Source organism: Neorhizobium petrolearium (assembly GCF_017873175.1).
In the GTDB taxonomy this organism is placed as follows: Bacteria; Pseudomonadota; Alphaproteobacteria; order Rhizobiales; family Rhizobiaceae; genus Neorhizobium; species Neorhizobium petrolearium.
Genome location: NZ_JAGGJW010000008.1, coordinates 41,459 through 61,584, shown reverse-complemented (window position 1 = coordinate 61,584; position 20,126 = coordinate 41,459). Strand labels below are relative to the sequence as shown.

The following is a 20,126-nucleotide window of genomic DNA, read 5'->3' as shown; positions in this document are numbered from 1 at the left end:
ATTCATATAGGAGAAGGCGGCGAGAATAGGTATCCGTGCCCTCCTTTTCAGTCGCGAACAAAAAATCATACCTGATAATTAACGGTTATTAACTATTTGACGCAGTGCAGTATTCGCAGGTACCTTTTGCGCGATATCCGATAATCAAGGATATGGCCATGGAAATCAGTTCCTTGCGCTGGTCCACCCATTTTCTGCAACGGGACAATTCCCGCAACAGCAAGATCGAAAAGTCTTCGCAGCAGGAAAGCCGGCACGGCCAGATTGCCTTTCAGGTGCCCGAGACGGTCGATTCACCGGTCGACTTTTCGGCGATCACGCCGCGGGATCTTCGCGAACTGGCCTGGCAGAACTATCAGGCCGGCAAGATTGACCAAGAGACTTATGCCACGCTCTCCGAAGAACTCCCAACCCACGCCATCGATGCTCAGGGGCAGTTGATCGACCTGTCGCAGGTAACCGACGAGACCGGTTTCGATTTTCACGATTATTACCGCAACCAGCTCGAAATCGCCATGTCGCTCGGTGATACACGCCGCGCCGACGTGCTGCGCTCGGTGATGGCGTTCCTGAACGTATGACAGGCCAGGCGCGCTCAGGCGCGGCGGTATCCGAAAAGACTGGGCGCCGAATGCCAGAGCGCCTGCACTGCAAAGCCGATGAACAGCAGCCCGGAAAGCCTGACGATCACCGTCTCATGCCGACGGTAGAAGCGTCGTACGACGCCCGCGCCGATGATCCCGATGAGCACGATGTCGGCCGTGAGAAAACCGAGCAGGGAAACGGCAAGCAGCATGGGCAGACCGGAAAATTCCAGCGCGTCCGATGAACTGGCAAGCAATGCCGTGAACGTCGCAAGCGCCACCGGATAACCTTTTGGGTTGGTGAGCCCGAAGATCAGGCCGCGCCGCAACGGTCTTTCGACCACCATCAGCGCACCGCCTCCATCCTTCGGCTTAGCACTGAGCGCGCTCCAGCCGATCCAGCCGAGATAAAGCCCGCAGATGACGCCGAGCACGTCGAAAAAGGTCGTGCCGATCGTCTTCGCACCGATGATCGCCACCAGCGCCAGCGCCGACCAGAGAATGTCTCCAGCCAGATGCCCACCCATGAAGAAAGCGCCTGCCTGACGTCCCTGCCCCGCCCCGATACCAAGGAGCGCGAGAAAGGCAGGGCCGGGAATCAGCGTATAGGCAAGCGCCGCAAGAAAGGTGCCTGCAAGCAAGGAAGAGGACATGGATAGGCTCCGACGGAAGACTGCGACAGTTTTGCCGCCGGTTTTGCCCCTGTCAATGCAGACTGAACCTGGGTTTTCCGTTTGCCTTGCACGCGAAAAATAGTAAGGGAACCTTACGAAATCCTCCGAAGAATGGAGGGGCTGGAAAATGGACACATTGGGCTTTCTGATCGTCGACAGTGCACGCCTTCTGCGCGCCGCCTTCGAACGCCGCATTGCGCAGGCGGGTCTTGGCCTGACGCCGGGTGAGGCGCGCGCACTGATGAATATCGCCGCGGCCGGCGGCAGCCGGCAGCTCGATATCGCGGCCCGCATGGGCGTCGAGCCGATGACGCTCTGCGCCTATCTCGACAAGCTGCAGTCACTGGGGCTGATCGAGAGGCAGCAATGTTCCGTCGACCGGCGCGCCAAGCGTATAACGCTGAAACCCGCTTCCGAGGAGATGATCAAAGCCATCCGCAAGGAGCTGGACATCATTCTGGCACAAGCGACCGAAGGTCTGAGCGAGGAAAGCAATCGTATCCTGCGCGAGACGCTCGCCGTCTTCAACGCCAATCTTCAGGCCGCCAATCCTTCCCATGGGTCCCAGACAGCATCCGATGAAAACCGATAATATGCCGCCCATCCCCGCGCCGATGAGCGAGCGCCGCACCACGATCATTGGCGCCCTGCTGACGGCGATCGGGCCGATCTCCATGGCGATCTACACGCCGGCCATGCCGGAACTGGTGCGCGCCTTTTCGACGACGGAAGCGGCGATCAAGATGTCGCTGTCTCTCTATTTTGCTGGTTTTGCATTGGCACAGCTGGTCGCGGGACCGGTTTCGGACGCTTTCGGACGCAAAACTGCCTCGCTGAGCTTCCTCATCATCTACCTTATGGGCTCTTTGCTCGCCGCCTTCGCCCCGTCGGTCGAATGGGTTCTCGCCGGCCGGCTTGTCCAAGGGATCGGCGCCTCCGTCGGCATCACCGTGTCGCGTGCCATCGTTCGCGACCAGTTCAACGGTGGCGACGCGGCGCGGATCATCAATACGATGGGCATCATCCTGGCAGTAGGCCCGTCCCTCGGACCGACGATCGGCGGTCTCGCACTGGCCGCCTTCGGCTGGCGGTCCGTGTTTCTGTTAATGGTCGGTTTCGGCGCACTCCTGGTCTTCCTCTCCACCGTCTGTCTTAGGGAAACGACGGTGCCGGATCGCAGCCGGCTGAAACCGCTTCGCCTTATTCAGGCCTATGCGGAAATCATCAGGCTTCCTCGCTTCCTATTTACCGCGCTCGTTCTCGCAGGCGCCGTCGGCTCCATGTATGCCCAGGCAGCCGTGCTGCCGTTCATCATGATCGAGGAGGTAGGCCTCACGCCGACCGAGTTCGGCATGAGCATGCTGATGCAGTCCGGCTTTTACCTGACGGGGTCCATATGCCTGCGGATTGTCTCAAGACGACTGGCGACTGAACGCGCTCCGGCTGTCGGTCTTCTGTTCAGCGGCACCGGCGCCATCGTCATGGCGCTTTCCGTCCACTTCCTGCCGCCTTCGTTTGCATCCATCATGATCCCGGTGGCGCTCTGCGCATTCGGGATCGCGTTCGTCGTCCCCTATATCACGGCGGCAGGCCTCATTCCTTTCCCGCACATCGCCGGTTCCGCCTCGGCGATGATGGGCTTCATTCAGATGGCAGCGGGCTTCCTTGGCGGTGTCATGGCAGCCTCGATCGGCTCGCCGTTGCCCGCCTTCGGCATCATCATTCCAGCCATGCATATCATGGCGGTGTTCGGTTACATCGGCTTCCGCATCGCCAGCCGCAAGGCATGAAAAAGCCCGCCTCCTTTTGAGGAAGCGGGCATCAACAATCCGAATTCTACGGCTATTTCGCGAGATTGCGCTTGGCGAGCGTTCTGAGGCGCAGCGCATTGAGCTTGATGAAGCCCGCTGCATCCTTCTGGTCGTAAGCGCCCTGGTCGTCCTCGAAGGTGACCAGCTTGTCGGAGTAAAGCGATTTTTCGCTCTCGCGGCCGATGACCATGACATTGCCCTTGTAGAGCTTCAACGTCACTTCGCCTTCCACATGCTCCTGGCTCCTGTCGATCGCGGCCTGCAGCATTTCGCGCTCCGGCGAGAACCAGAAGCCGTAATAGATGAGCTCGGCATAGCGCGGCATCAGCTCGTCCTTGAGGTGGGCGGCACCGCGGTCGAGCGTGATGCTCTCGATCGCGCGATGAGCGGCAAGCAGAATCGTGCCGCCAGGCGTCTCGTAGACGCCGCGCGACTTCATGCCGACAAACCGGTTCTCGACGAGATCGAGCCGACCGATGCCGTTGTCGCGGCCATAATTGTTGAGCGTCGCAAGCAGGGTTGCCGGCGACATCTCCACGCCATTGATGGAGACGGCGTCGCCTTTCCTGAAACCAACCTTGATGACGGTCGCCTTGTCTGGAGCCGTTTCCGGAGAAATGGTGCGCATATGCACGTATTCCGGCGCCTCCTGTGCCGGATCCTCCAGCACCTTGCCTTCAGAGGACGAATGCAGAAGATTGGCGTCGACGGAGAAGGGGGCTTCCCCCTTCTTGTCCTTGGCAACCGGAATCTGGTGCTCTTCGGCAAATTCAAGTAGCTGCGTGCGGCTCTTGAAGGCCCAGTCGCGCCATGGAGCGATGATCTTGATGTCCGGGTTCAGCGCATAGGCCGAAAGTTCGAAACGGACCTGGTCGTTGCCCTTGCCGGTCGCGCCGTGTGCGATCGCATCGGCACCGGTCTTCCTAGCGATCTCGATCAGATGCTTGGAGATCAAGGGGCGGGCAATCGACGTGCCGAGCAGATAGACGCCTTCATAGACCGCATTGGCGCGGAACATCGGGAAGACGAAATCGCGCACGAATTCCTCGCGCACGTCCTCGATGAAGATTTCCTTGATGCCGAGCATCTCGGCCTTCTTGCGCGCCGGCTCCAGTTCTTCGCCCTGGCCGAGGTCGGCAGTGAAGGTCACCACTTCGGCGCCGAGTTCGGTCTGCAGCCATTTCAGGATGATCGAGGTGTCGAGACCGCCGGAATAGGCGAGGACGACCTTCTTTACGTCTTTCGGGAGTGCCATGTCGATTTAGTCCGTCTGCGGGTGGCGGCGGTTGATAACCGCGGGATCGGGGAATTGCGGCACTTTTAGCGAGTTTATCGGGACGCGCAAGAAAAACCGGGGGAAACGTAACCGTCATGTCATGTTGACGCGTTCTGCTATAGGCTCCATATCCGCGCCTACCTTTGAACAGCAGCGTCATAGAGGAGACTTTCATGGCCGTTACTCATCCCGCTCTGAAGAAGGAAAATGTCGCCGTCATCACCGGTGCCGCGTCCGGCATCGGTCTTGCCGCAGCACGAGAATTCGCCCGCATGGGGTTGTCCGTCGTGCTCGCCGATCTCGAAGGCGACCGGCTTTCGGATGCGTGCCGCGAAGTCGCAGCCCTTCACGAAGACGGTGAAACGGATGTCGTCGCGATCGGCACCGATGTCTCCAGGCCGGATGAGGTTGCCGCTCTCGAACGCGCAGTGCTTCAGCGCTTCGGCCGCGTACATGTGCTGATGAACAATGCCGGCATCAGCCCCGGAAGCTCGATATTCGGACCGCAGTCAAACTGGGACAGCACGTTTGCCGTCAACCTGCTTGGTGTGATCCACGGAACGCAGACATTCGGTCCGGCCATGATCGCGCATGGCGAACCGGCGCTGATCATCAATACGGGCTCGAAACAGGGCATTACCACGCCACCGGGCAATCCGGCCTACAACGTTGCGAAGGCGGGCGTCAAAGCCTTCACGGAAGCCCTGCAGCACGAGTTGCGCAACACGCCGAACTGCCGGGTCTCAGCGCATCTCTTGATCCCCGGCTTCGTCTTCACCAGCCTCACCAAGGGAGACCGCACGGAAAAACCGGCCGGCGCCTGGACGCCGGAGCAGACGGTCGAATTCATGTTGACGAGCCTTGAACGCGGCGACTTCTATATCCTCTGCCCCGACAATGATGTCGACCGCGCAACCGACGAGCGCCGTATGCTCTGGGCAATCGGCGACATCATCGAAAACCGCCCGCCGCTGTCGCGCTGGCATCCGGATTTCGCCGAAGCATCGAAGGAATTCATTTCCAAACGCTGACGGACGAATTCACATGGCCTCGAAAGCCGGGTAATGGTGCATATCATTACCGGCTATTCGAGAACGCCTATGGATTTCCTGCCAAGCCTTGCCACCCTTCTCGCCTTCACCGCCGCCGGCCTGCTTCTGGCGCTGACGCCCGGGCCGGACATGACGTTGTCGATCAGCCGCGCACTTGCACAGGGACGCCGCCCGGCGCTTTTCGTGGTGCTCGGCACAAGTCTTGGCGTCGTCTGCCATACGCTGCTCGTCGCCTTCGGCATCTCGGCTCTCATCACCGCATCACCAACCGCCTTCTTCATTCTGAAGACCGGCGGGGCGGCCTATCTTCTCTGGCTGGCCATTCAGGCGATCCGTTTCGGCTCCAGCTTTTCGGTCGAGAAGATGGAACGAACGAAGAGCAGCGTGCTTGCCAACATTTCGACCGGCTTCTGGGTCAATATCCTCAACCCGAAGGTCATCATCTTCTTCATGACCTTCCTGCCGCAATTCGTCACCGCCGGCGATCCGGCCGTGACTGAGAAGCTGATCTTTCTCGGCTTCTATTTCATCGTAATCGGCATGCCGGTGAACCTGATCGTCGTGCTCGCGGCCAACTGGCTCGCCGGCTGGCTGCAGGCCAATCCGAGGGTTTTGCGCGGCATCGATTACACGTTCGCCGGCGTCTTCTCGATCTTCGCGGCAAAGATCTTCTTCACCCAGGCGCGCTGAGCGGATCAGCCGATCAGCAGCGCGTCATCATCCAGGGTTTGCCCGCGCATCTTGCGGAACATTGCGATCAGATCCTCCACCTGCAGGTTCTTGCGGCTGTCTCCCGCTACATCGAGGACGATCTCGCCACCATGCAACATGACCGTGCGATGGCCGAAATCCAGCGCCTGGCGCATGGAATGGGTCACCATTAGCGTCGTCAGCCTGCGCTCGGAGACGATCTTCTGGGTGAGGTTCATGATGAATTCCGCCATGCCGGGATCGAGTGCTGCGGTATGCTCGTCGAGGAGCAGTACCTCCGAGCCGGCAAGCGTCGCCATGACCAGCGAGACCGCCTGGCGCTGGCCGCCGGAGAGCAGATCCATCCGGTCGCCCATACGATTTTCGAGGCCGAGGCCGAGGTCGGCGATCCGTTCCCGGAAAAGTTCGCGGCGGCGTGGACCGAGTGCGGTCGCCAGACCGCGCCTCTCGCCGCGTCGGGCGGCAAGGGCAAGATTCTCCTCGATCGACAGCGATCCGCAGCTACCCGTCAGAGGGTCCTGGAAGACGCGTGCGACCAGCCCGGCCCTCGCAGCGGTTCCCTTCCGCGTGACGTCGCTGCTGCCGATCATCACCTGGCCTTCGGTGGCGATGACATCGCCCGCGAGAACCCCGAGCATAGTGGACTTTCCGGCACCATTGGAGCCGATCACCGTCACGAAGGAGCCATCCTCGATCGTGAGGTTGACACCGTTCAGCGCCTGCTTCTGCAGCGGCGTGCCACGCCCGAAAACAACCTTGATATCCCTGAGCGAAATCACGACGCAGCCCCTCCTCGGCGAAGGCGCGGCAAAACGAGCGCCACGGTAACGAGCACCGCCGTCACGAAATTGAGATCGGACGCCTGCAGCCCGAGCATGTCGGTCGAAAGCGCAAGCTGGATGGCGATGCGATAGAGGATCGAACCGAGCACGCATCCGATCAACGCGACGAGGATGCCGCGGGCGCCGAGCAGCGTTTCTCCGATGATCACGGCGGCGAGACCGACAACGATCGTGCCGACCCCGGATGTCACGTCCGCAAAACCGTTCGTCTGGGCGAAGAGCGCGCCTCCCAGCGCGACGAGCGCATTCGAAAGCGCCATGCCGAGATAGATTTGCCGGCTCGTATCGATGCCCTGAGCGCGGGCCATGCGGGAATTGGCGCCCGTCGCCCGCATCGAAAGGCCCATATCGCTTTCAAGGAAACGCCAGACGAGAATGACCGCAAAGAGGACGAGCACGCCGACGAAAAGCGGCCGCACATAGAAGTCCCTGAGCCCTAGCCCGAAAAACGGGCTGAGCATCGTATCCGCGTTGATCAGCGCGACATTCGGCTTTCCCATGACGCGCAGGTTCACGGAAAAAAGCGCGATCATCGTCAGGATCGAGGCAAGCAGGTTGAGAATGCGGAAACGGACGTTGAGAAGCGCCGTGACCATCCCGGCGATGGCCCCCGCGACCATTGCCACAGCCGCGGCAAGCCAGGGGTTGACGCCGGCAATGATCAAAACCGCCGTTACGGCCGCGCCGAGGGGAAAGGACCCGTCGACGGTCAGATCAGGGAAATCCAGGACCCGGAAGGCGAGGAGAACGCCGATGGCGACGAAGGCATAGACCAGCCCCAACTCCACGGCTCCCCAGAAAGCGATCTGACTCACGTTGTCAGCCCTTTGTTTCGCGTCTCTGCGCCCCAACATGCCGGAGCGGCAGCAACTTCGTTTAAAATAGCACGAACCGCTCCCACCGGGATGGGAGCGGTCTGCCTGACTATCTCCGGCGCGAGCTTACTCGATCACACGGCTCGCCCGGCTAAGAACGCTTTCCGGCAACGTGACGCCCATCTTTGCCGCGGCGCTTTTGTTGACGACCAGATCACTGCCTCTGGCGAGCTTGACCGGGATATCGCCCGGGTTTTCGCCCTTGAGGACGCGCACGACCAGTTCGCCGGTCTGCTTGCCGACATCGTAGTAGTTGAAGCCGAGCGCCGCCAGCGAGCCGCGCGAGACGGAATCCGTATCCGCCGTGAAAAGCGGCAGCTTGCTTTCCTGGGCAACGGCGACTGCGCCTTCCAGCGCGGATATGATCGTGTTGTCGGTCGGAATGTAGATCGCATCGGCGCGGCCGACCAGCGCGCGGGCAGCACCTTGCACCTCGGCCGACTTGGTGGCCGCCGATTCGACAATCTTCACACCTGCCTTTTCGGCTTCTACCTTCAGCACTGCGAGAAGCGCGACCGAATTGGCCTCGCCGGAATTGTAGAGATAGCCGATGGTCTTCGCTTCGGGCAGGATCTCCTTGATCAGAGCGACATGCTCGCCCACGGGAGACATGTCCGAAAGGCCGGTCACATTGCCGCCCGGCTTTTCCATGTCCTTAACAAGCTGCGCGGCGAGCGGATCGGAAACAGCCGTGAAGACCACGGGGATATCGCGGGTGGCGGATACGACCGCCTGCGCAGAGGGGGTGGAGATCGGAACGATCACGTTCGGATCTTCGCCGACGAACTGGCGGGCGATCTGCGCAGCCGTAGCGGGATTGCCCTGCGCCGATTCATACATGAACTTGAGGTTTTCGCCGTCCTTGTAACCGGCTGCGGCCAGTGCATCCCGCACGCCATCGCGCGTCGCATCAAGTGCTGGATGTTCCACGATCGCCGTCACCGCAACCGTCACATTTTCCGCCTGAACCGGCAGAGAGACCGCCAGAGTGGCGGCAAAGGCAAGCAGAACCGAACGCATGGGATTTCCTCCGTTTAGATTTCAGCGCTTTTAGGAAAAGGAAGCGCCAAAATCAATCGACGGGGCCGATGTAACCGCCAATCCGGCTTATTCTTCATCCTCGCCATGGCCGGCGATCATCATCGCCTCGAAGGCAAGCCGCTCGGTCTTACGCATGCGCTCCGATTCCGACTTCAACTGGCCGCAGGCGGCCAGGATGTCCCGGCCACGCGGCGTGCGGATCGGCGAAGCATAACCCGCCTGATTGATGAAGTCGGCGAATTTCTCGATCTGCGCCCAGTCGGAACACTGGTAGTTCGTGCCCGGCCAGGGATTGAACGGGATGAGGTTGATCTTGGCCGGAATGCCCTTGAGCAGTTGCACCAGCAGCTTGGCGTCCTCCAGGCTGTCGTTGACATCCTTCAGCATCACATATTCGAAAGTGATGCGGCGAGCGTTCGACAGGCTCGGATACTTGCGGCAGGCTTCAATGAGCTCTTTCAGCGGATATTTCTTGTTGATCGGCACCAGCATGTCGCGCAGTTCGTCACGCACCGCATGCAGCGAGATCGCCAGCATGACGCCGATCTCCTCGCCGGTGCGGTAGATTTCCGGCACGACGCCGGAGGTCGAAAGCGTGATGCGGCGCTTCGAGAGCGACAGCCCGTCGCCGTCCGAGGCGATCAGCAGCGCCGTCTTGACGTTCTCGAAATTGTAGAGGGGTTCGCCCATGCCCATCATGACGATATTGGTGATCTTGCGCTCGCCGGTCGGCACGAATGCGCCAGGCGGCGTATCCGTACCCGGGAAATCGCCGAGCCGGTCGCGCGCGAGCAGAAGCTGGGCAAGGATTTCCTCCGCCGTCAGGTTGCGCACCAGACGCTGTGTCCCGGTATGGCAGAAGGAACAGGTGAGCGAACAGCCGACCTGGCTCGATATGCAGAGCGTGCCCCGGCCTTCTTCCGGGATGTAGACGGTTTCGACCTCCACCGGGCGGCCTGCCCCCCGTGGCGGAAAACGTAGGAGCCATTTGCGGGTACCGTCATTGGAGACCTGTTCCTCGACGATCTCCGGACGCGCGATGGTGAAATGCACTTTCAGCATTTCGCGCATGTCTTTCGCGACATTGGTCATCGCATCGAAGTCCGATACGCCGCGGATATAAAGCCAGTGCCAGAGTTGGCTGACCCGCATGCGCACCTGCTTTTCCGGCACACCCTTTTCCTTCAACGCGTCCGCCATCGCCTCGCGCGTCAACCCGATCAGCGACGGTTTGCCGCTCATCAGGTCCGGACGCGGCACGAGCGGCGTCTTGAGGGGGGCCATCACGGCCTCGGAAACCGACATCTTGTTATCCCATCGAATACATCACCCCGTCCCGCGCTCCTGCAGGGAGAGGAAAGGCATGTCTGTCTGTGAAATCTGGATTGGTCCGGAAGGCAATTCAAGCGCCGCACCATTGTTGAGGCGGGGCTTTATCATCAAATTGCCGCCGCGTCACTATTCTTGCAGAAATACGAAAGGCCGGTCGAGGACCGGCCTTCACGGGATAGCATGGAACGGGCTTACTTGCAGGATTCGATCTGCTTGAGCGCAGCGGAAATGCCCGACAGCGAATAGGCATAGGACGTCTTGGTACCGCGGCTGGACGTCGCGCTCACACTCATGTTGTGACCGGTCTTCATCGCCGCAACCAGTGCCGGCTCCTCCGCCGCATTCTCGACCCAGGCAGCCTTGTCCTTGGTGAACATCACGAAATTCTTGCCGTCGATCGTCACGTTGACCTTCGAATTCGCCTGCAGCGGATAGCCCATCATCGCCTGTGGCTCGTAGGAGATGTTCTGGCCAGGGCGCTGCGACACGATGAAGAAGATATCGCCATGATCGACCGCAGCCGGTTCCTTGGTGGTCGGAACCGAAAGCACGTAGCAGACGGTGCTGCTGCCCGACTTGTAGGAATAGGCACCCCAGGCCTTGAACTGCTGTATGCGGGTGGGCGTCTGGGCTGAAGCGATGCCGGTGCCTGCCAGCGTCAGTGCCAATGCGGTTACAATTATTCTTACAGACATGGTCTCCTGCCGGTTTTGTCTTCTTACAACGGCCCGAGCGGGCAAGCCTTGCCAGGCATGATCCTGATTCGGCCCATTTTGACTTGTTTCTGGTTACCAAACCGTCAATCGCGCCGTTGGAATTCGATGAATGTCCCAATCCGCCACTTTACCCATGCGCGGTTTCTCTCTCCTCGCAATGGCCCCGACCCCTCACCCGGCAGGGAATTTCGTGCGTTTCGTCGATGCCAGTGACACAAGGATTGGGGCAAGAGTTTGTCCTTTTCCTAATTGTTCCAATGACATTAGAATGGTCGAATATGACGCGAATCTCATCAGAAAGTTTGCGCAGAATAAATGGACCTGGACAAGAAAGACCACTTCGTCAGCTTGGCAAAGGCAGTGGCCTATGAGCGCGATCAGATGGCTTTCGCGGCGCTGTTTGATTACTTTGCGCCGCGTCTTAAGTCCTGGCTCGTTAAACGCGCAATGAAGCCGGATGAAGCGGAGGAGCTGGTACAGGAAGTGATGACCATCCTCTGGCACCGTGCCCACCTCTACGATCCGGCCCAATCCTCCTTGTCTACATGGCTTTTCCGTATCGCACGCAATCGCCGCATCGATACGGAACGCCGCGCCAGATATCAGCGGATGGAAGCCTATGAGCCCTTGTTTCTCGTTACCGAGGCGCCGGGTGTCGATACCCTCTTTGAAAGGGAGGAGCGGGATGCGCGCGTGCGCGCAGCACTCTCCAAAATTCCCGACGAGCAGATGGAACTTGTACGGGCGGCCTTCTTCCTCGGCCAGTCCCATTCGGAAATCGCATCTTCCACCGGCCTGCCGCTCGGCACGGTGAAATCGCGGATCAGGCTCGCCTTTGAACGCCTTCGAAGGGCGCTGGAAGAGCCGTCATAAAAGCGCGAGTCTATCTGCGACCATCCGCCGCAGGTCCGGCAGCTACCTCCGGATCATCCGTGAGGGCCAGATCGGCGGCCTCATAGTGGCGGTCGGCGATGTGCCCCTGAATCATCCGGAAGGCTGCGGCCAGCACCGCGAGGTCGTCGGTGAATCCTACCACGGCAAAAAAGTCGGGCAGAAAATCGACCGGCAGGACAAAATAGGCGAGTGCTGCGAGCAGCACGCCACGCACGCGTACCGGTGTCCGGGGATCGATCGCGCAATAGTACGCGGCAATCAGGTCGCGGCTGAGCGGTATTTGCCGGACAGCCCGCTTGAGGGTTGGCCAGAATTTGGCGCGCACCTGCCGCTCCTGGCGGTTCTGTGTATCCTCGTCGCCCGGCAAGAGGATCTCGCCGATCTTCACGTCGTCCATACCTGCTCCGTTCGCTCAACGCATGCCTCAATATGGGAGCTGGACGGTGAAGTTCAATTGCGACGGAAGGATGCCTTGTCCATCGCACAGGCAAGCTTGCGATCGCAATCGGGCGGGCTTCCCGCCACGTGCGCGGTCAAAAGCACGTCCACCTTCGAGTGGCTGTTGAGCCATTCCGGCTCAAATTAAAGGAGGCCTTTCACCGGCGCGAGATCGGCACCATAGGCGTGACTGTAGCCAACCTCCCGCAGCGGGAAAACCTCTTCCGTGAGGTAGGGGCCGCCACCGACTGATTCCTTCGATGAGAGCAGCACAAAACGTCCCACGGTGAAGGGCGCCGTATAGAAATTGCCGCGACCGGAGAGGTAATGCACCACATCGTCCAGACGGCAATTTTTAAGCCGCGCCAGCGTCACATGCGGCATGAACTTGCGCGGATCGGGAGGCAGGCCGATCCGCTGGCAGATCCGCTCTATTTCCGCTTGGAGCGCATGTATTTCCGGCGAAGGAGCAACGCCGGCCCAGATAGAATGCGGCTTCTTGGAACCGAAAGAGCCGATCCCCGTCAACGTCGCCTGGAATTCCGGCCTGTCGATCCTATCCAGCCGGTCAACAATCTCGTCGGCCGTACGTCCATCGACATCGCCGATAAAGCGTAGCGTGATGTGGTAATTCTCGACATCGATCCATCGGGCCCCGGGAAGCCCGCCGCGCAGAAGTGAGAGGCTCATGGCCACGTTGCGCGGAATTTCGAGGGCGGTGAAAAGTCTCGGCATGGGGACCTCCTCGAATCTCTTGCAGATGCTAACAGCGAATCACGCAACAGGCTTCCGTGCAAGATATTATTTTCGTTTAGCCTTGATCTCCCCCAGGAAGCTTTCGACAGGTTGGATCGTCTTCTCGACCATCACCGAAACCCCTTTGGCGTTCGGATGCATACCATCATCCAGCTGCATGCCCTCCACCGTGGTCACACCGTCGAGGAAAAAGGGGTAGAGCGGAATTTCATATTTGTCGGCAAGCCGCTTGTAGATCGGATTGAAGCGTTCCCCGTAATCGCCACCCATGTTCGGTGGAGCGAGGATGCCGACCAGGAAAACCGGAATGTTCCGCTCCTTGAGGCGCGCGAGAATCGCATCGAGATTCTTCTCCGACTGCTCCGGCGAAATCCCGCGCAAGGCGTCATTGGCGCCAAGCTCCAGGATCACGCCATCCGTCCCATCCGGCACCGACCAGTCGATACGGGAAAGTCCCCCGGATGTCGTATCACCTGAAACCCCGGCATTGGTGACGGCGACATCATGGCCCTTCGCTTTCAGCGCTGCCTCGAGCTGCGCCGTGTAGGATTCGGAAGGAGCAAGCTGATATCCCGCCATCAGACTGTCCCCGAAGCCGACAAGCTGAATCGGCTCGCTCCGACCTCCAGTGTCCTGTGCGGCCGCCGGAAATTCAGCAAAGCAGAGTGTGAACATGACGATGAAGTGAAGGAGGCTTGCTTTAAAACTCACGATCCGTCTCCTAGATTGGACGCTACCGCAACGCGGCATTCGGGTTCAGCTTCACGGCTAATATAGGACGGTTCGCTTTGACTAAAACAATCATCACGCTGAAGAAGGCTGACCTGACATTGGGTAGTGCGGCAGCCTCCGTGCATGTATTGAAGAAGATCGACCTTGAAATCCGTGCCGGCGAAGCGGTCGGAATTGTCGGCCCTTCAGGCTCGGGCAAGTCAACGCTTCTGATGGTTCTGGCCGGCCTGGAGCGCCTGGACAGCGGTGAAATATTCATCGACGACGTTGCTCTCCACAGGCTCTCCGAGGATGCTCTGGCCGACTTTCGTGGCCGCAATATCGGCATCGTCTTCCAGTCCTTTCATCTGATCGCCAACATGACGGCGCTGGAAAATGTCGCCGTGCCGCTCGAACTCGCCAATGTGAAGAACCCATTCGATATTGCCAAAAGGGAGTTGACCGCCGTAGGCCTCGGCGAGCGGCTGACCCACTATCCGGGCCAGCTTTCGGGCGGCGAACAGCAGCGCGTAGCGATCGCCCGGGCGCTGGCTCCTTCGCCCGCCGTATTGATCGCCGACGAACCGACCGGCAATCTCGACACGGAGACCGGGCGGCAGATCGCCGATCTCCTGTTCGCCAAGCAGGCCGAACGCGGCATGACCATGCTGCTCGTCACCCACGACAATGCGCTTGCGGCCCGCTGCTCGCGGCAGATCCGTGTCCGTTCCGGCGAGATCGTCGGAGATACGGTGCCTCAGGTTCCGGTCCAGGCGGTTTCCGCATGAAACGCACACTCCCCCGCATTGCCATTTCCTTCCGCCTGGCGCTCAGGGAGATGCGCGGCGGCCTGGCGGGCTTCTATATCTTCCTCGCCTGCATCGCGCTTGGCACTGGCGCGATTGCGGCGGTGAATTCCGTCTCGCGCGCCATTACGGACGCCATCGCAAGCCAGGGCCAGGAGATTTTGGCAGGAGACGTCCGCTTCGAACTCAACAATAGGGAAGCGACGGGCGAGGAGCGCGCCTTCCTCGATAGCCTCGGCCAGGTTTCGGTTTCCACCAGCCTGCGCTCCATGGCACGCAAGCCGGACGGTTCGGATCAGGCTCTGGTGGAGGTTAAAGCTGTCGACAACGCCTATCCGCTATACGGCACCTTCGGTTCCGAACCATCGGCGCCGCTTCCCGATCTCCTTGCAAGGAACGGTGACGCGTTCGGCGCTCTGGCCGCTCCTCTGCTTTTGGAGCGCCTCGGCATCAAGGACGGCGACCCGATCCTTCTCGGCAATGCCAGGCTGATCTTGCGCGGCACCATCACCGCTGAGCCCGATGCTCTTTCCGACGGCTTCGGTTTTGCGCCGCGCCTGCTCGTCAGCCGCGATGCGCTCGTTGCGTCTGGCCTGATCACCACCGGCAGCCTCGTCGAACATGCCTATAAGGTGCGGCTTGACGATCCATCCACGCGTTCGACGCTTCAGGCTCGTGCCAACCGGGAGTTCCCAAGCGCTGGCTGGTCGATACGTGTAAGCGATCGTGCGGCGCCGTCGCTGACCGAGAATGTCGACCGTTTCTCGCAATTCCTGACGCTCGTCGGACTGACCGCCCTGATCGTCGGCGGAGTGGGTGTGGCCAATGCCGTGCGGGCCTTCCTCGATGCGAAGCGCACGACAATCGCGACGTTCAAATGCCTAGGCGCACCAGCTCCGGTTGTCACGCTGATCTACCTCATCCAGATTCTAGCTCTTGCCGGGATCGGCATCGTCATCGGGCTTGTCATCGGTGCAGCTGCACCTTTTGTTGCGCTGCAATTCCTGGAAGGCGTTCTGCCCGTACCGAAGGAGACGACCTTCTATCCGTCGGCGCTGGCGCTCGCCGCTCTGTTCGGCCTCCTGATCACCTTCGCCTTCGCCATCCTGCCGCTCGGTCATGCGCGTGAGGTGCCCGCAACGGCGCTCTTCCGCGAACAGACATTCGACAACACACGCCTGCCCTCCTGGCCCTATATTCTCGCCGCAGGTCTGGCGCTGGCCGCGCTCGCCGCGCTTTCGATCGCCTCGGCCGAAGATAGGTTCATCGCCTCGGTCTTCCTGGCCGCGGTGGCAGGCGCTTTCATTCTGCTTCGTCTCGTCGCTGTCCTCATTGCCACCCTCGCGAGAAGAAGCCCGCGTGTGAACTCGCCGGCCCTGAGGCTTGCGATCGGCAATATCCATCGGCCCGGCGCTCTCACGCCCTCCGTCGTCCTGTCGCTGGGTCTCGGTCTTGCCCTCCTCGTGACGCTGGCGCTGATCGACGGCAACATGCGCCGGCAGCTCACAGGCCAGATCGCCCGGCAGGCGCCGAACTTCTTCTTCGTCGATATTCAGGGGGCCGAACGGGATGGTTTTCTGAATATCCTGAAACAGCAGATGCCTGAAGGAGAAGTGACCCAGGTGCCGATGCTGCGCGGCCGCATCCTTGCCTTCAACGGTCAGGATGTGACGCAGATGAATGTGCCGCCCGCCGGCCGCTGGGTACTGCGTGGCGATCGCGGCATCACCTACGAGGAAAAGCTGCCCGAGAATTCGACGTTGACGGCAGGCGAGTGGTGGCCGGTCGACTACTCAGGCGAGCCACTCGTCTCCTTCTCGGCGGAAGAAGCCGGCGAGCTCGGCCTGAAGCTCGGCGACACCGTCACTGTCAATGTGCTCGGCCGCAACATCACGGCTCGCATCGCCAATTTACGCCAGGTGGAATGGGAATCGCTCTCCATTAATTTCGTGATGGTCTTCTCGCCCAATACGTTCCGCGGCGCTCCGCATGCCTGGCTAGCCACGCTGACCGATCCCTCCGCCACGGCTCAGCAGGAGGCCTCGATCCTCCGGGCCGTGACCAATGCCTATCCGACCATCACCAGCGTCAGGGTGAAGGACGCGATCGACATTGTCGACCGGCTCGTCGGCCAGCTGGCGACGGCGATCCGCGCCGCAGCGGCTGTCGCGCTCATCGCCTCCGTCCTGGTTCTGTCCGGCGCCCTCGCCGCGGGCAACCGGGCCCGCACCCATGATGCGGTCATCCTGAAAACCCTCGGTGGTACACGAAACATGCTGATGCGCGCCTTCAGCTACGAATACATGATTCTGGGCGCCGCGACCGCTGTCTTCGCCCTTTTCGCCGGCGGCATCTCTGCCTGGTTCGTGGTGAGCCGTATCATGAAGATACCGTCGGCCTTCCTGCCCGATGTCGCAGTCGTCACGCTCGTTGTCTCACTGGTTCTGACGGTCGGAATCGGGCTTGCCGGCACCTGGCGCATCCTCGGCCAAAAGGCCGCGCCGGTCCTTCGGGAGCTCTGATTCAAGCACCGGTAGCATTTTCCGTTAACTCTCGGATCAAATTCCTGTCAAAGCGTCCCATAGGTTGCTAAATTGCCGCTTTGGTTTGCGTTTTCGCTTCTCACGCCTCTTGTATGTAAATCGATCTCACATCATATTGACAGCAGGCTTGCTGGAGCTCCGCAGCGGCGCCTGGGTCTGTTGAAAAAGGGGGCCCGACACCGTGAATAATTCCGGAGCTTAAAGAGGAAACAATGGCTGACTTCAATAACTACCAGAACCGAATGGCGCAGACCCGCGCCCAATCCGGTGCCATGATCGACGAAGGCCTTCGCGCCTACATGCTCAGGGTTTACAACCTGATGGCGCTCGGTCTGGCGATCACCGGTGTAGCTGCCTATGGCACCTACGCTCTGGCGGTTTCCAATCCGGCCTTCGCCCAGCTTCTCTATGCTTCTCCGCTCAAGTGGGTGGTCATGCTGGCTCCGCTGGCGATGGTCTTCTTCCTGAGCTTCCGCATCCATAAGATGAGCGTCCCCGCTGCGCAAATGACCTTCTGGGTCTATGCTGCGCTGATGGGCCTGTCGCTGTCCTCAATCTTCCTGGTCTTCACCGGCCAGAGTATCGTCCAGACCTTCTTCGTCACCGCGGCCTCGTTCGGCGCCCTGTCGCTCTACGGCTACACGACCAAGAAGAGTTTGTCCGGCTTCGGCTCGTTCCTGATCATGGGCCTCTTCGGTCTGATCATCGCCTCGATCGTCAACATCTTCCTGCAGTCATCTGCGATGGGCTTTGCCATCTCGGTGATCGGCGTCCTGATCTTCGCAGGTCTTACCGCCTACGATACGCAGAAGATCAAGGAGATGTACTACGACGGCGACGAGGTCGCAGTCATGGGCCGCAAGGCGATCATGGGCGCCCTGACGCTTTACCTCGACTTCATCAACCTCTTCATGTTCCTGCTGCAGTTCCTCGGCAATCGCGAAGAATAACGGCGTGGAACAAGAACTGAAAAAGCGGCCTTCGGGCCGCTTTTTTATTGCCCGCTCGCGCGCCTCGGCATAGGTTCGATCGTCACCTTCCACAAACCCGCCCGCCAATGACCTTCCGCCTCCGCGACACCACAGAAGCCGATCTTCCAGCCATCACCGAAATCTATCGCGACAGCGTGCTGAACGGCACCGCGAGTTACGAGATCATCCCTCCCGATCAGGCCGAGATGACGAGCCGTTACGAGGCGATCAGGGCCAAGGCCTATCCCTATATCGCTGCCGAAGATGAGGAAGGCACGCTTCTCGGCTATGCCTATGCTTCGGCCTTCCGGACCCGCCCCGCCTATCGCTGGCTGGTAGAGGATTCGATCTACCTCGCCCCGGCGGCCCGTGGCCAGGGCGTGGGAAAGGCGCTTCTGCGAGAACTGCTCGCCCGTTGCACCGCGCTCGGCTTCCGGCAGATGGTGGCTGTCATCGGTGGCGCGAGCCCGACGTCCGTAGCGCTGCATCAAAGCCTCGGCTTCGAACTGACCGGCACGCTCAAGGGCACCGGCTTCAAGCACGGCAGATGGTTGGACACGGTCATGATGCAGATTGCACTGGGCGAAGGTAACACGACCAGCCCCGACCCGGCTGTTTATCCCGGGACGCTCTTCACCGAATAGATCAGTCGATGAGCTTCAGCATCTTGTCGAAGACCCTGAGGACCTGCGGCAGTTCGTGGCCGCGCTTCAGGGTCATGCCGTGCGTATTGAGCACACAGTAGGCGCCCTGCTTGTTGGCCAGTTTGGGATTCTTCTCGATCCGGAAGAGCGGCGTCTCGCCCGACCGTTTGAAGATGGAAAAGACCGCCCGATCCTTGAGGTGATCGATCGCGTAATCCTTCCATTCCCCTTCTCCGACCATGCGGCCGTAGATTTTTAAGATCGCGTCAAGCTCGCGCCGATGAAACGTCACCGGAACGGGATCGCGGCTCTGCCGGTATTCGCTGAGATTGACGACGACGGGTGCATCCTGGGATCTTTCTCCCCCGGGCAATTCCGGCTGATCGGTCATCAAGGCTCCCAAATCACTAGATGTCGGAGATGTGACAGTGTGCCCGAGAGCCTTAAAAAAGCAACCCCGGGCCGAAGCCAGCCTCATGCGCGTTCGTACGTTTTTATTCTTGCCCCATTTCGAACAAAACAGTGCCTGATTTCGAAGCGAGATTGCTTCGCGTTGGTTGGCGCGATTTCAGCGCCATATGGCCCGGTCTGGTGCATTGACCCTTACCCCCAGCCCCCCAATGTTCCTGGACCGGGCCGCCGACACCTTATTCCGAAAACACGGTGAGCCGGCGAACCGCTTCGCGGTCAGTATTTCTTGCGGCCCGCCATCAGGATCGTTGCGCCGAGGATTGCCGCCGGCTCACCACCCGGGCCGGACGTCTGCAACAGGATCGCGCAGCCATCTTTCTTGGACTTGCCCATCAGCTTGCCCGGCAGCGTGAGTTTCATGCTCTGGCCGTTCCACGTCCCGACTGACTGCACGTCATAGACGCTGTGCCAGTAGTCCATGGTCTTGCCGCTGTTCTCGCCCTTGGTGATTTCCACCTGCTGACGTTTTGTGAAATAGGCGACGACGACATCGGCCTGCCCCTTGCCTCCGCCGATCTCGATCTCGATCTCGTCGCCGCGCATGGCAGCCGTTACCGGCACGATGAGCCCTTTGTCCGTCTCGCGGAGTTCCTTCACCTTGCCGTTTATGATGGAGAGATCCTTGCCTTTGACATGATCCCGACCATTGATGACCGCCTGCGGCGTATAAACGCCGCTGCGGCCGAATGTCTTGGCATAGCCGTATTGCCGCTCGGTGTTTTCCTTCGAGCTCAACGTATCGGTCCAGCCGAGATAGTTCCAATAGTCCACGTGGTAGGAGAGCGCGATAATATCGCCCTGCGCCACCAGCTCACCTAAAGTGGCGTCCGCCGGAGGGCACGAAGAACAACCCTGAGAGGTAAAAAGTTCGACAACGCCCTTCGGCGCCCTCACTTCCCCCGCCGGAGCGACGCCCGCATAAAGCAGGCCCGCAAGCACGATAATGGAGCGGAGACGGAACAGCATGGGTGGCAGACC

General features: G+C 60.3%; 22 protein-coding genes. 10 read left to right on the top strand and 12 right to left on the bottom strand.

Annotation, left to right across the window (positions count from 1 at the left end; translation table 11 throughout):
• Positions 1-158 precede the first annotated feature (158 nt).
• Positions 159-581 (top strand): hypothetical protein, encoded by a 423-nt coding sequence (locus tag J2046_RS16385; protein WP_210053552.1) that lies wholly within the window; start codon positions 159-161, stop codon positions 579-581.
• 14 nt (positions 582-595) lie between these two features.
• Here J2046_RS16385 and J2046_RS16380 read toward each other — a convergent pair whose 3' ends face one another.
• Complete coding sequence (locus tag J2046_RS16380) at positions 596-1,237, bottom strand: LysE family translocator (protein WP_210053550.1); 642 nt, start codon at positions 1,235-1,237, stop codon at positions 596-598.
• Positions 1,238-1,385: 148 nt separating this feature from the next.
• On the opposite strand from J2046_RS16380, the gene J2046_RS16375 reads away from it, so the two are divergent.
• Positions 1,386-1,850 (top strand): MarR family winged helix-turn-helix transcriptional regulator, encoded by a 465-nt coding sequence (locus tag J2046_RS16375; protein WP_037156729.1) that lies wholly within the window; start codon positions 1,386-1,388, stop codon positions 1,848-1,850.
• Between the two features lie 22 nt (positions 1,851-1,872).
• Positions 1,873-3,048, top strand: coding sequence for a multidrug effflux MFS transporter (locus tag J2046_RS16370; RefSeq protein WP_210053980.1), 1,176 nt, complete (start codon positions 1,873-1,875; stop codon positions 3,046-3,048).
• 52 nt (positions 3,049-3,100) lie between these two features.
• On the opposite strand, the gene J2046_RS16365 is transcribed toward J2046_RS16370, so the two are convergent.
• Positions 3,101-4,324, bottom strand: coding sequence for an argininosuccinate synthase (locus tag J2046_RS16365; protein ID WP_210053547.1), 1,224 nt, complete (start codon positions 4,322-4,324; stop codon positions 3,101-3,103).
• A 194-nt stretch (positions 4,325-4,518) separates the two neighbouring features.
• Between J2046_RS16365 and J2046_RS16360 the strand changes: the two genes are divergently transcribed.
• Positions 4,519-5,376 carry an SDR family NAD(P)-dependent oxidoreductase gene (locus J2046_RS16360; protein ID WP_210053545.1) on the top strand — a complete coding sequence of 286 codons (858 nt, stop codon included), beginning with the start codon at positions 4,519-4,521 and terminating at the stop codon, positions 5,374-5,376.
• Positions 5,377-5,445: 69 nt separating this feature from the next.
• Positions 5,446-6,087 carry a LysE family translocator gene (locus tag J2046_RS16355; protein WP_210053978.1) on the top strand — a complete coding sequence of 214 codons (642 nt, stop codon included), beginning with the start codon at positions 5,446-5,448 and terminating at the stop codon, positions 6,085-6,087.
• 5 nt (positions 6,088-6,092) lie between these two features.
• On the opposite strand, the gene J2046_RS16350 is transcribed toward J2046_RS16355, so the two are convergent.
• From J2046_RS16350 to J2046_RS16330, 5 genes are all read right to left on the bottom strand, one after another.
• Positions 6,093-6,887: an ABC transporter ATP-binding protein gene (locus J2046_RS16350; RefSeq protein ID WP_210053543.1), complete on the bottom strand. Its 795-nt coding sequence runs from the start codon at positions 6,885-6,887 to the stop codon at positions 6,093-6,095.
• On the bottom strand, positions 6,884-7,765 hold the full coding sequence (locus tag J2046_RS16345) for an ABC transporter permease (protein WP_210053540.1): 882 nt from the start codon (positions 7,763-7,765) through the stop codon (positions 6,884-6,886). Before J2046_RS16345 ends, J2046_RS16350 begins: the two co-directional genes overlap by 4 nt.
• A gap of 126 nt (positions 7,766-7,891) precedes the next feature.
• Entirely contained in the window at positions 7,892-8,845 is a 954-nt protein-coding gene (locus J2046_RS16340; protein WP_210053539.1) for an ABC transporter substrate-binding protein, read from the bottom strand.
• A gap of 87 nt (positions 8,846-8,932) precedes the next feature.
• A complete protein-coding gene (gene rlmN, locus J2046_RS16335; RefSeq protein ID WP_233469889.1) occupies positions 8,933-10,150 on the bottom strand; it encodes a dual-specificity RNA methyltransferase RlmN in 1,218 nt (405 codons plus the stop codon).
• 239 nt (positions 10,151-10,389) lie between these two features.
• Positions 10,390-10,893, bottom strand: a complete 504-nt coding sequence (locus J2046_RS16330) for an invasion associated locus B family protein (RefSeq protein WP_210053536.1) — start codon at positions 10,891-10,893, stop codon at positions 10,390-10,392.
• Positions 10,894-11,229: 336 nt separating this feature from the next.
• On the opposite strand from J2046_RS16330, the gene J2046_RS16325 reads away from it, so the two are divergent.
• Positions 11,230-11,787 (top strand): sigma-70 family RNA polymerase sigma factor, encoded by a 558-nt coding sequence (locus J2046_RS16325; RefSeq protein ID WP_210053534.1) that lies wholly within the window; start codon positions 11,230-11,232, stop codon positions 11,785-11,787.
• Between the two features lie 10 nt (positions 11,788-11,797).
• Here J2046_RS16325 and J2046_RS16320 read toward each other — a convergent pair whose 3' ends face one another.
• The 3 genes from J2046_RS16320 to J2046_RS16310 form a co-directional block, all read right to left on the bottom strand.
• The gene (locus J2046_RS16320) at positions 11,798-12,205 is read right to left on the bottom strand and encodes a YkvA family protein (protein ID WP_210053532.1); all 408 of its coding nucleotides are present in this window, start codon (positions 12,203-12,205) and stop codon (positions 11,798-11,800) included.
• Between the two features lie 185 nt (positions 12,206-12,390).
• On the bottom strand, positions 12,391-12,981 hold the full coding sequence (thpR, locus tag J2046_RS16315) for an RNA 2',3'-cyclic phosphodiesterase (RefSeq protein WP_210053530.1): 591 nt from the start codon (positions 12,979-12,981) through the stop codon (positions 12,391-12,393).
• Positions 12,982-13,047: 66 nt separating this feature from the next.
• Positions 13,048-13,713: an arylesterase gene (locus J2046_RS16310; protein WP_210053528.1), complete on the bottom strand. Its 666-nt coding sequence runs from the start codon at positions 13,711-13,713 to the stop codon at positions 13,048-13,050.
• Positions 13,714-13,790: 77 nt separating this feature from the next.
• Here J2046_RS16310 and J2046_RS16305 point away from each other — a divergent pair, with 77 nt between their 5' ends.
• From J2046_RS16305 to J2046_RS16290, 4 genes are all read left to right on the top strand, one after another.
• A complete protein-coding gene (locus tag J2046_RS16305; protein ID WP_210053527.1) occupies positions 13,791-14,501 on the top strand; it encodes an ABC transporter ATP-binding protein in 711 nt (236 codons plus the stop codon).
• Positions 14,498-17,041 carry an ABC transporter permease gene (locus J2046_RS16300; RefSeq protein WP_210053525.1) on the top strand — a complete coding sequence of 848 codons (2,544 nt, stop codon included), beginning with the start codon at positions 14,498-14,500 and terminating at the stop codon, positions 17,039-17,041. Before J2046_RS16305 ends, J2046_RS16300 begins: the two co-directional genes overlap by 4 nt.
• A 233-nt stretch (positions 17,042-17,274) precedes the next feature.
• Positions 17,275-18,012 (top strand): Bax inhibitor-1/YccA family protein, encoded by a 738-nt coding sequence (locus tag J2046_RS16295; RefSeq protein WP_210053523.1) that lies wholly within the window; start codon positions 17,275-17,277, stop codon positions 18,010-18,012.
• Between the two features lie 107 nt (positions 18,013-18,119).
• Positions 18,120-18,677 (top strand): GNAT family N-acetyltransferase, encoded by a 558-nt coding sequence (locus J2046_RS16290; protein WP_210053520.1) that lies wholly within the window; start codon positions 18,120-18,122, stop codon positions 18,675-18,677.
• 1 nt (position 18,678) lies between these two features.
• On the opposite strand, the gene J2046_RS16285 is transcribed toward J2046_RS16290, so the two are convergent.
• The gene (locus tag J2046_RS16285; protein WP_210053518.1) at positions 18,679-19,068 is read right to left on the bottom strand and encodes a DUF2794 domain-containing protein; all 390 of its coding nucleotides are present in this window, start codon (positions 19,066-19,068) and stop codon (positions 18,679-18,681) included.
• 296 nt (positions 19,069-19,364) lie between these two features.
• Positions 19,365-20,114: a DUF1223 domain-containing protein gene (locus J2046_RS16280; RefSeq protein WP_037156694.1), complete on the bottom strand. Its 750-nt coding sequence runs from the start codon at positions 20,112-20,114 to the stop codon at positions 19,365-19,367.
• Positions 20,115-20,126 lie beyond the last annotated feature (12 nt).

Coding starts and splice junctions, on each gene's coding strand:
- thpR (WP_210053530.1), bottom strand. CDS start 12,981: ATGCCGAGACTTTTCACCGCCCTCGAAATTCCGCGCAACGTGGCCATG.
- J2046_RS16325 (WP_210053534.1), top strand. CDS start 11,230: ATGGACCTGGACAAGAAAGACCACTTCGTCAGCTTGGCAAAGGCAGTG.
- J2046_RS16385 (WP_210053552.1), top strand. CDS start 159: ATGGAAATCAGTTCCTTGCGCTGGTCCACCCATTTTCTGCAACGGGAC.
- J2046_RS16285 (WP_210053518.1), bottom strand. CDS start 19,068: ATGACCGATCAGCCGGAATTGCCCGGGGGAGAAAGATCCCAGGATGCA.
- J2046_RS16280 (WP_037156694.1), bottom strand. CDS start 20,114: ATGCTGTTCCGTCTCCGCTCCATTATCGTGCTTGCGGGCCTGCTTTAT.
- J2046_RS16290 (WP_210053520.1), top strand. CDS start 18,120: ATGACCTTCCGCCTCCGCGACACCACAGAAGCCGATCTTCCAGCCATC.
- J2046_RS16295 (WP_210053523.1), top strand. CDS start 17,275: ATGGCTGACTTCAATAACTACCAGAACCGAATGGCGCAGACCCGCGCC.
- J2046_RS16365 (WP_210053547.1), bottom strand. CDS start 4,324: ATGGCACTCCCGAAAGACGTAAAGAAGGTCGTCCTCGCCTATTCCGGC.
- J2046_RS16340 (WP_210053539.1), bottom strand. CDS start 8,845: ATGCGTTCGGTTCTGCTTGCCTTTGCCGCCACTCTGGCGGTCTCTCTG.
- J2046_RS16360 (WP_210053545.1), top strand. CDS start 4,519: ATGGCCGTTACTCATCCCGCTCTGAAGAAGGAAAATGTCGCCGTCATC.
- J2046_RS16320 (WP_210053532.1), bottom strand. CDS start 12,205: ATGGACGACGTGAAGATCGGCGAGATCCTCTTGCCGGGCGACGAGGAT.
- J2046_RS16370 (WP_210053980.1), top strand. CDS start 1,873: ATGAGCGAGCGCCGCACCACGATCATTGGCGCCCTGCTGACGGCGATC.
- J2046_RS16380 (WP_210053550.1), bottom strand. CDS start 1,237: ATGTCCTCTTCCTTGCTTGCAGGCACCTTTCTTGCGGCGCTTGCCTAT.
- J2046_RS16300 (WP_210053525.1), top strand. CDS start 14,498: ATGAAACGCACACTCCCCCGCATTGCCATTTCCTTCCGCCTGGCGCTC.
- J2046_RS16355 (WP_210053978.1), top strand. CDS start 5,446: ATGGATTTCCTGCCAAGCCTTGCCACCCTTCTCGCCTTCACCGCCGCC.
- J2046_RS16330 (WP_210053536.1), bottom strand. CDS start 10,893: ATGTCTGTAAGAATAATTGTAACCGCATTGGCACTGACGCTGGCAGGC.
- J2046_RS16375 (WP_037156729.1), top strand. CDS start 1,386: ATGGACACATTGGGCTTTCTGATCGTCGACAGTGCACGCCTTCTGCGC.
- rlmN (WP_233469889.1), bottom strand. CDS start 10,150: ATGGCCCCCCTCAAGACGCCGCTCGTGCCGCGTCCGGACCTGATGAGC.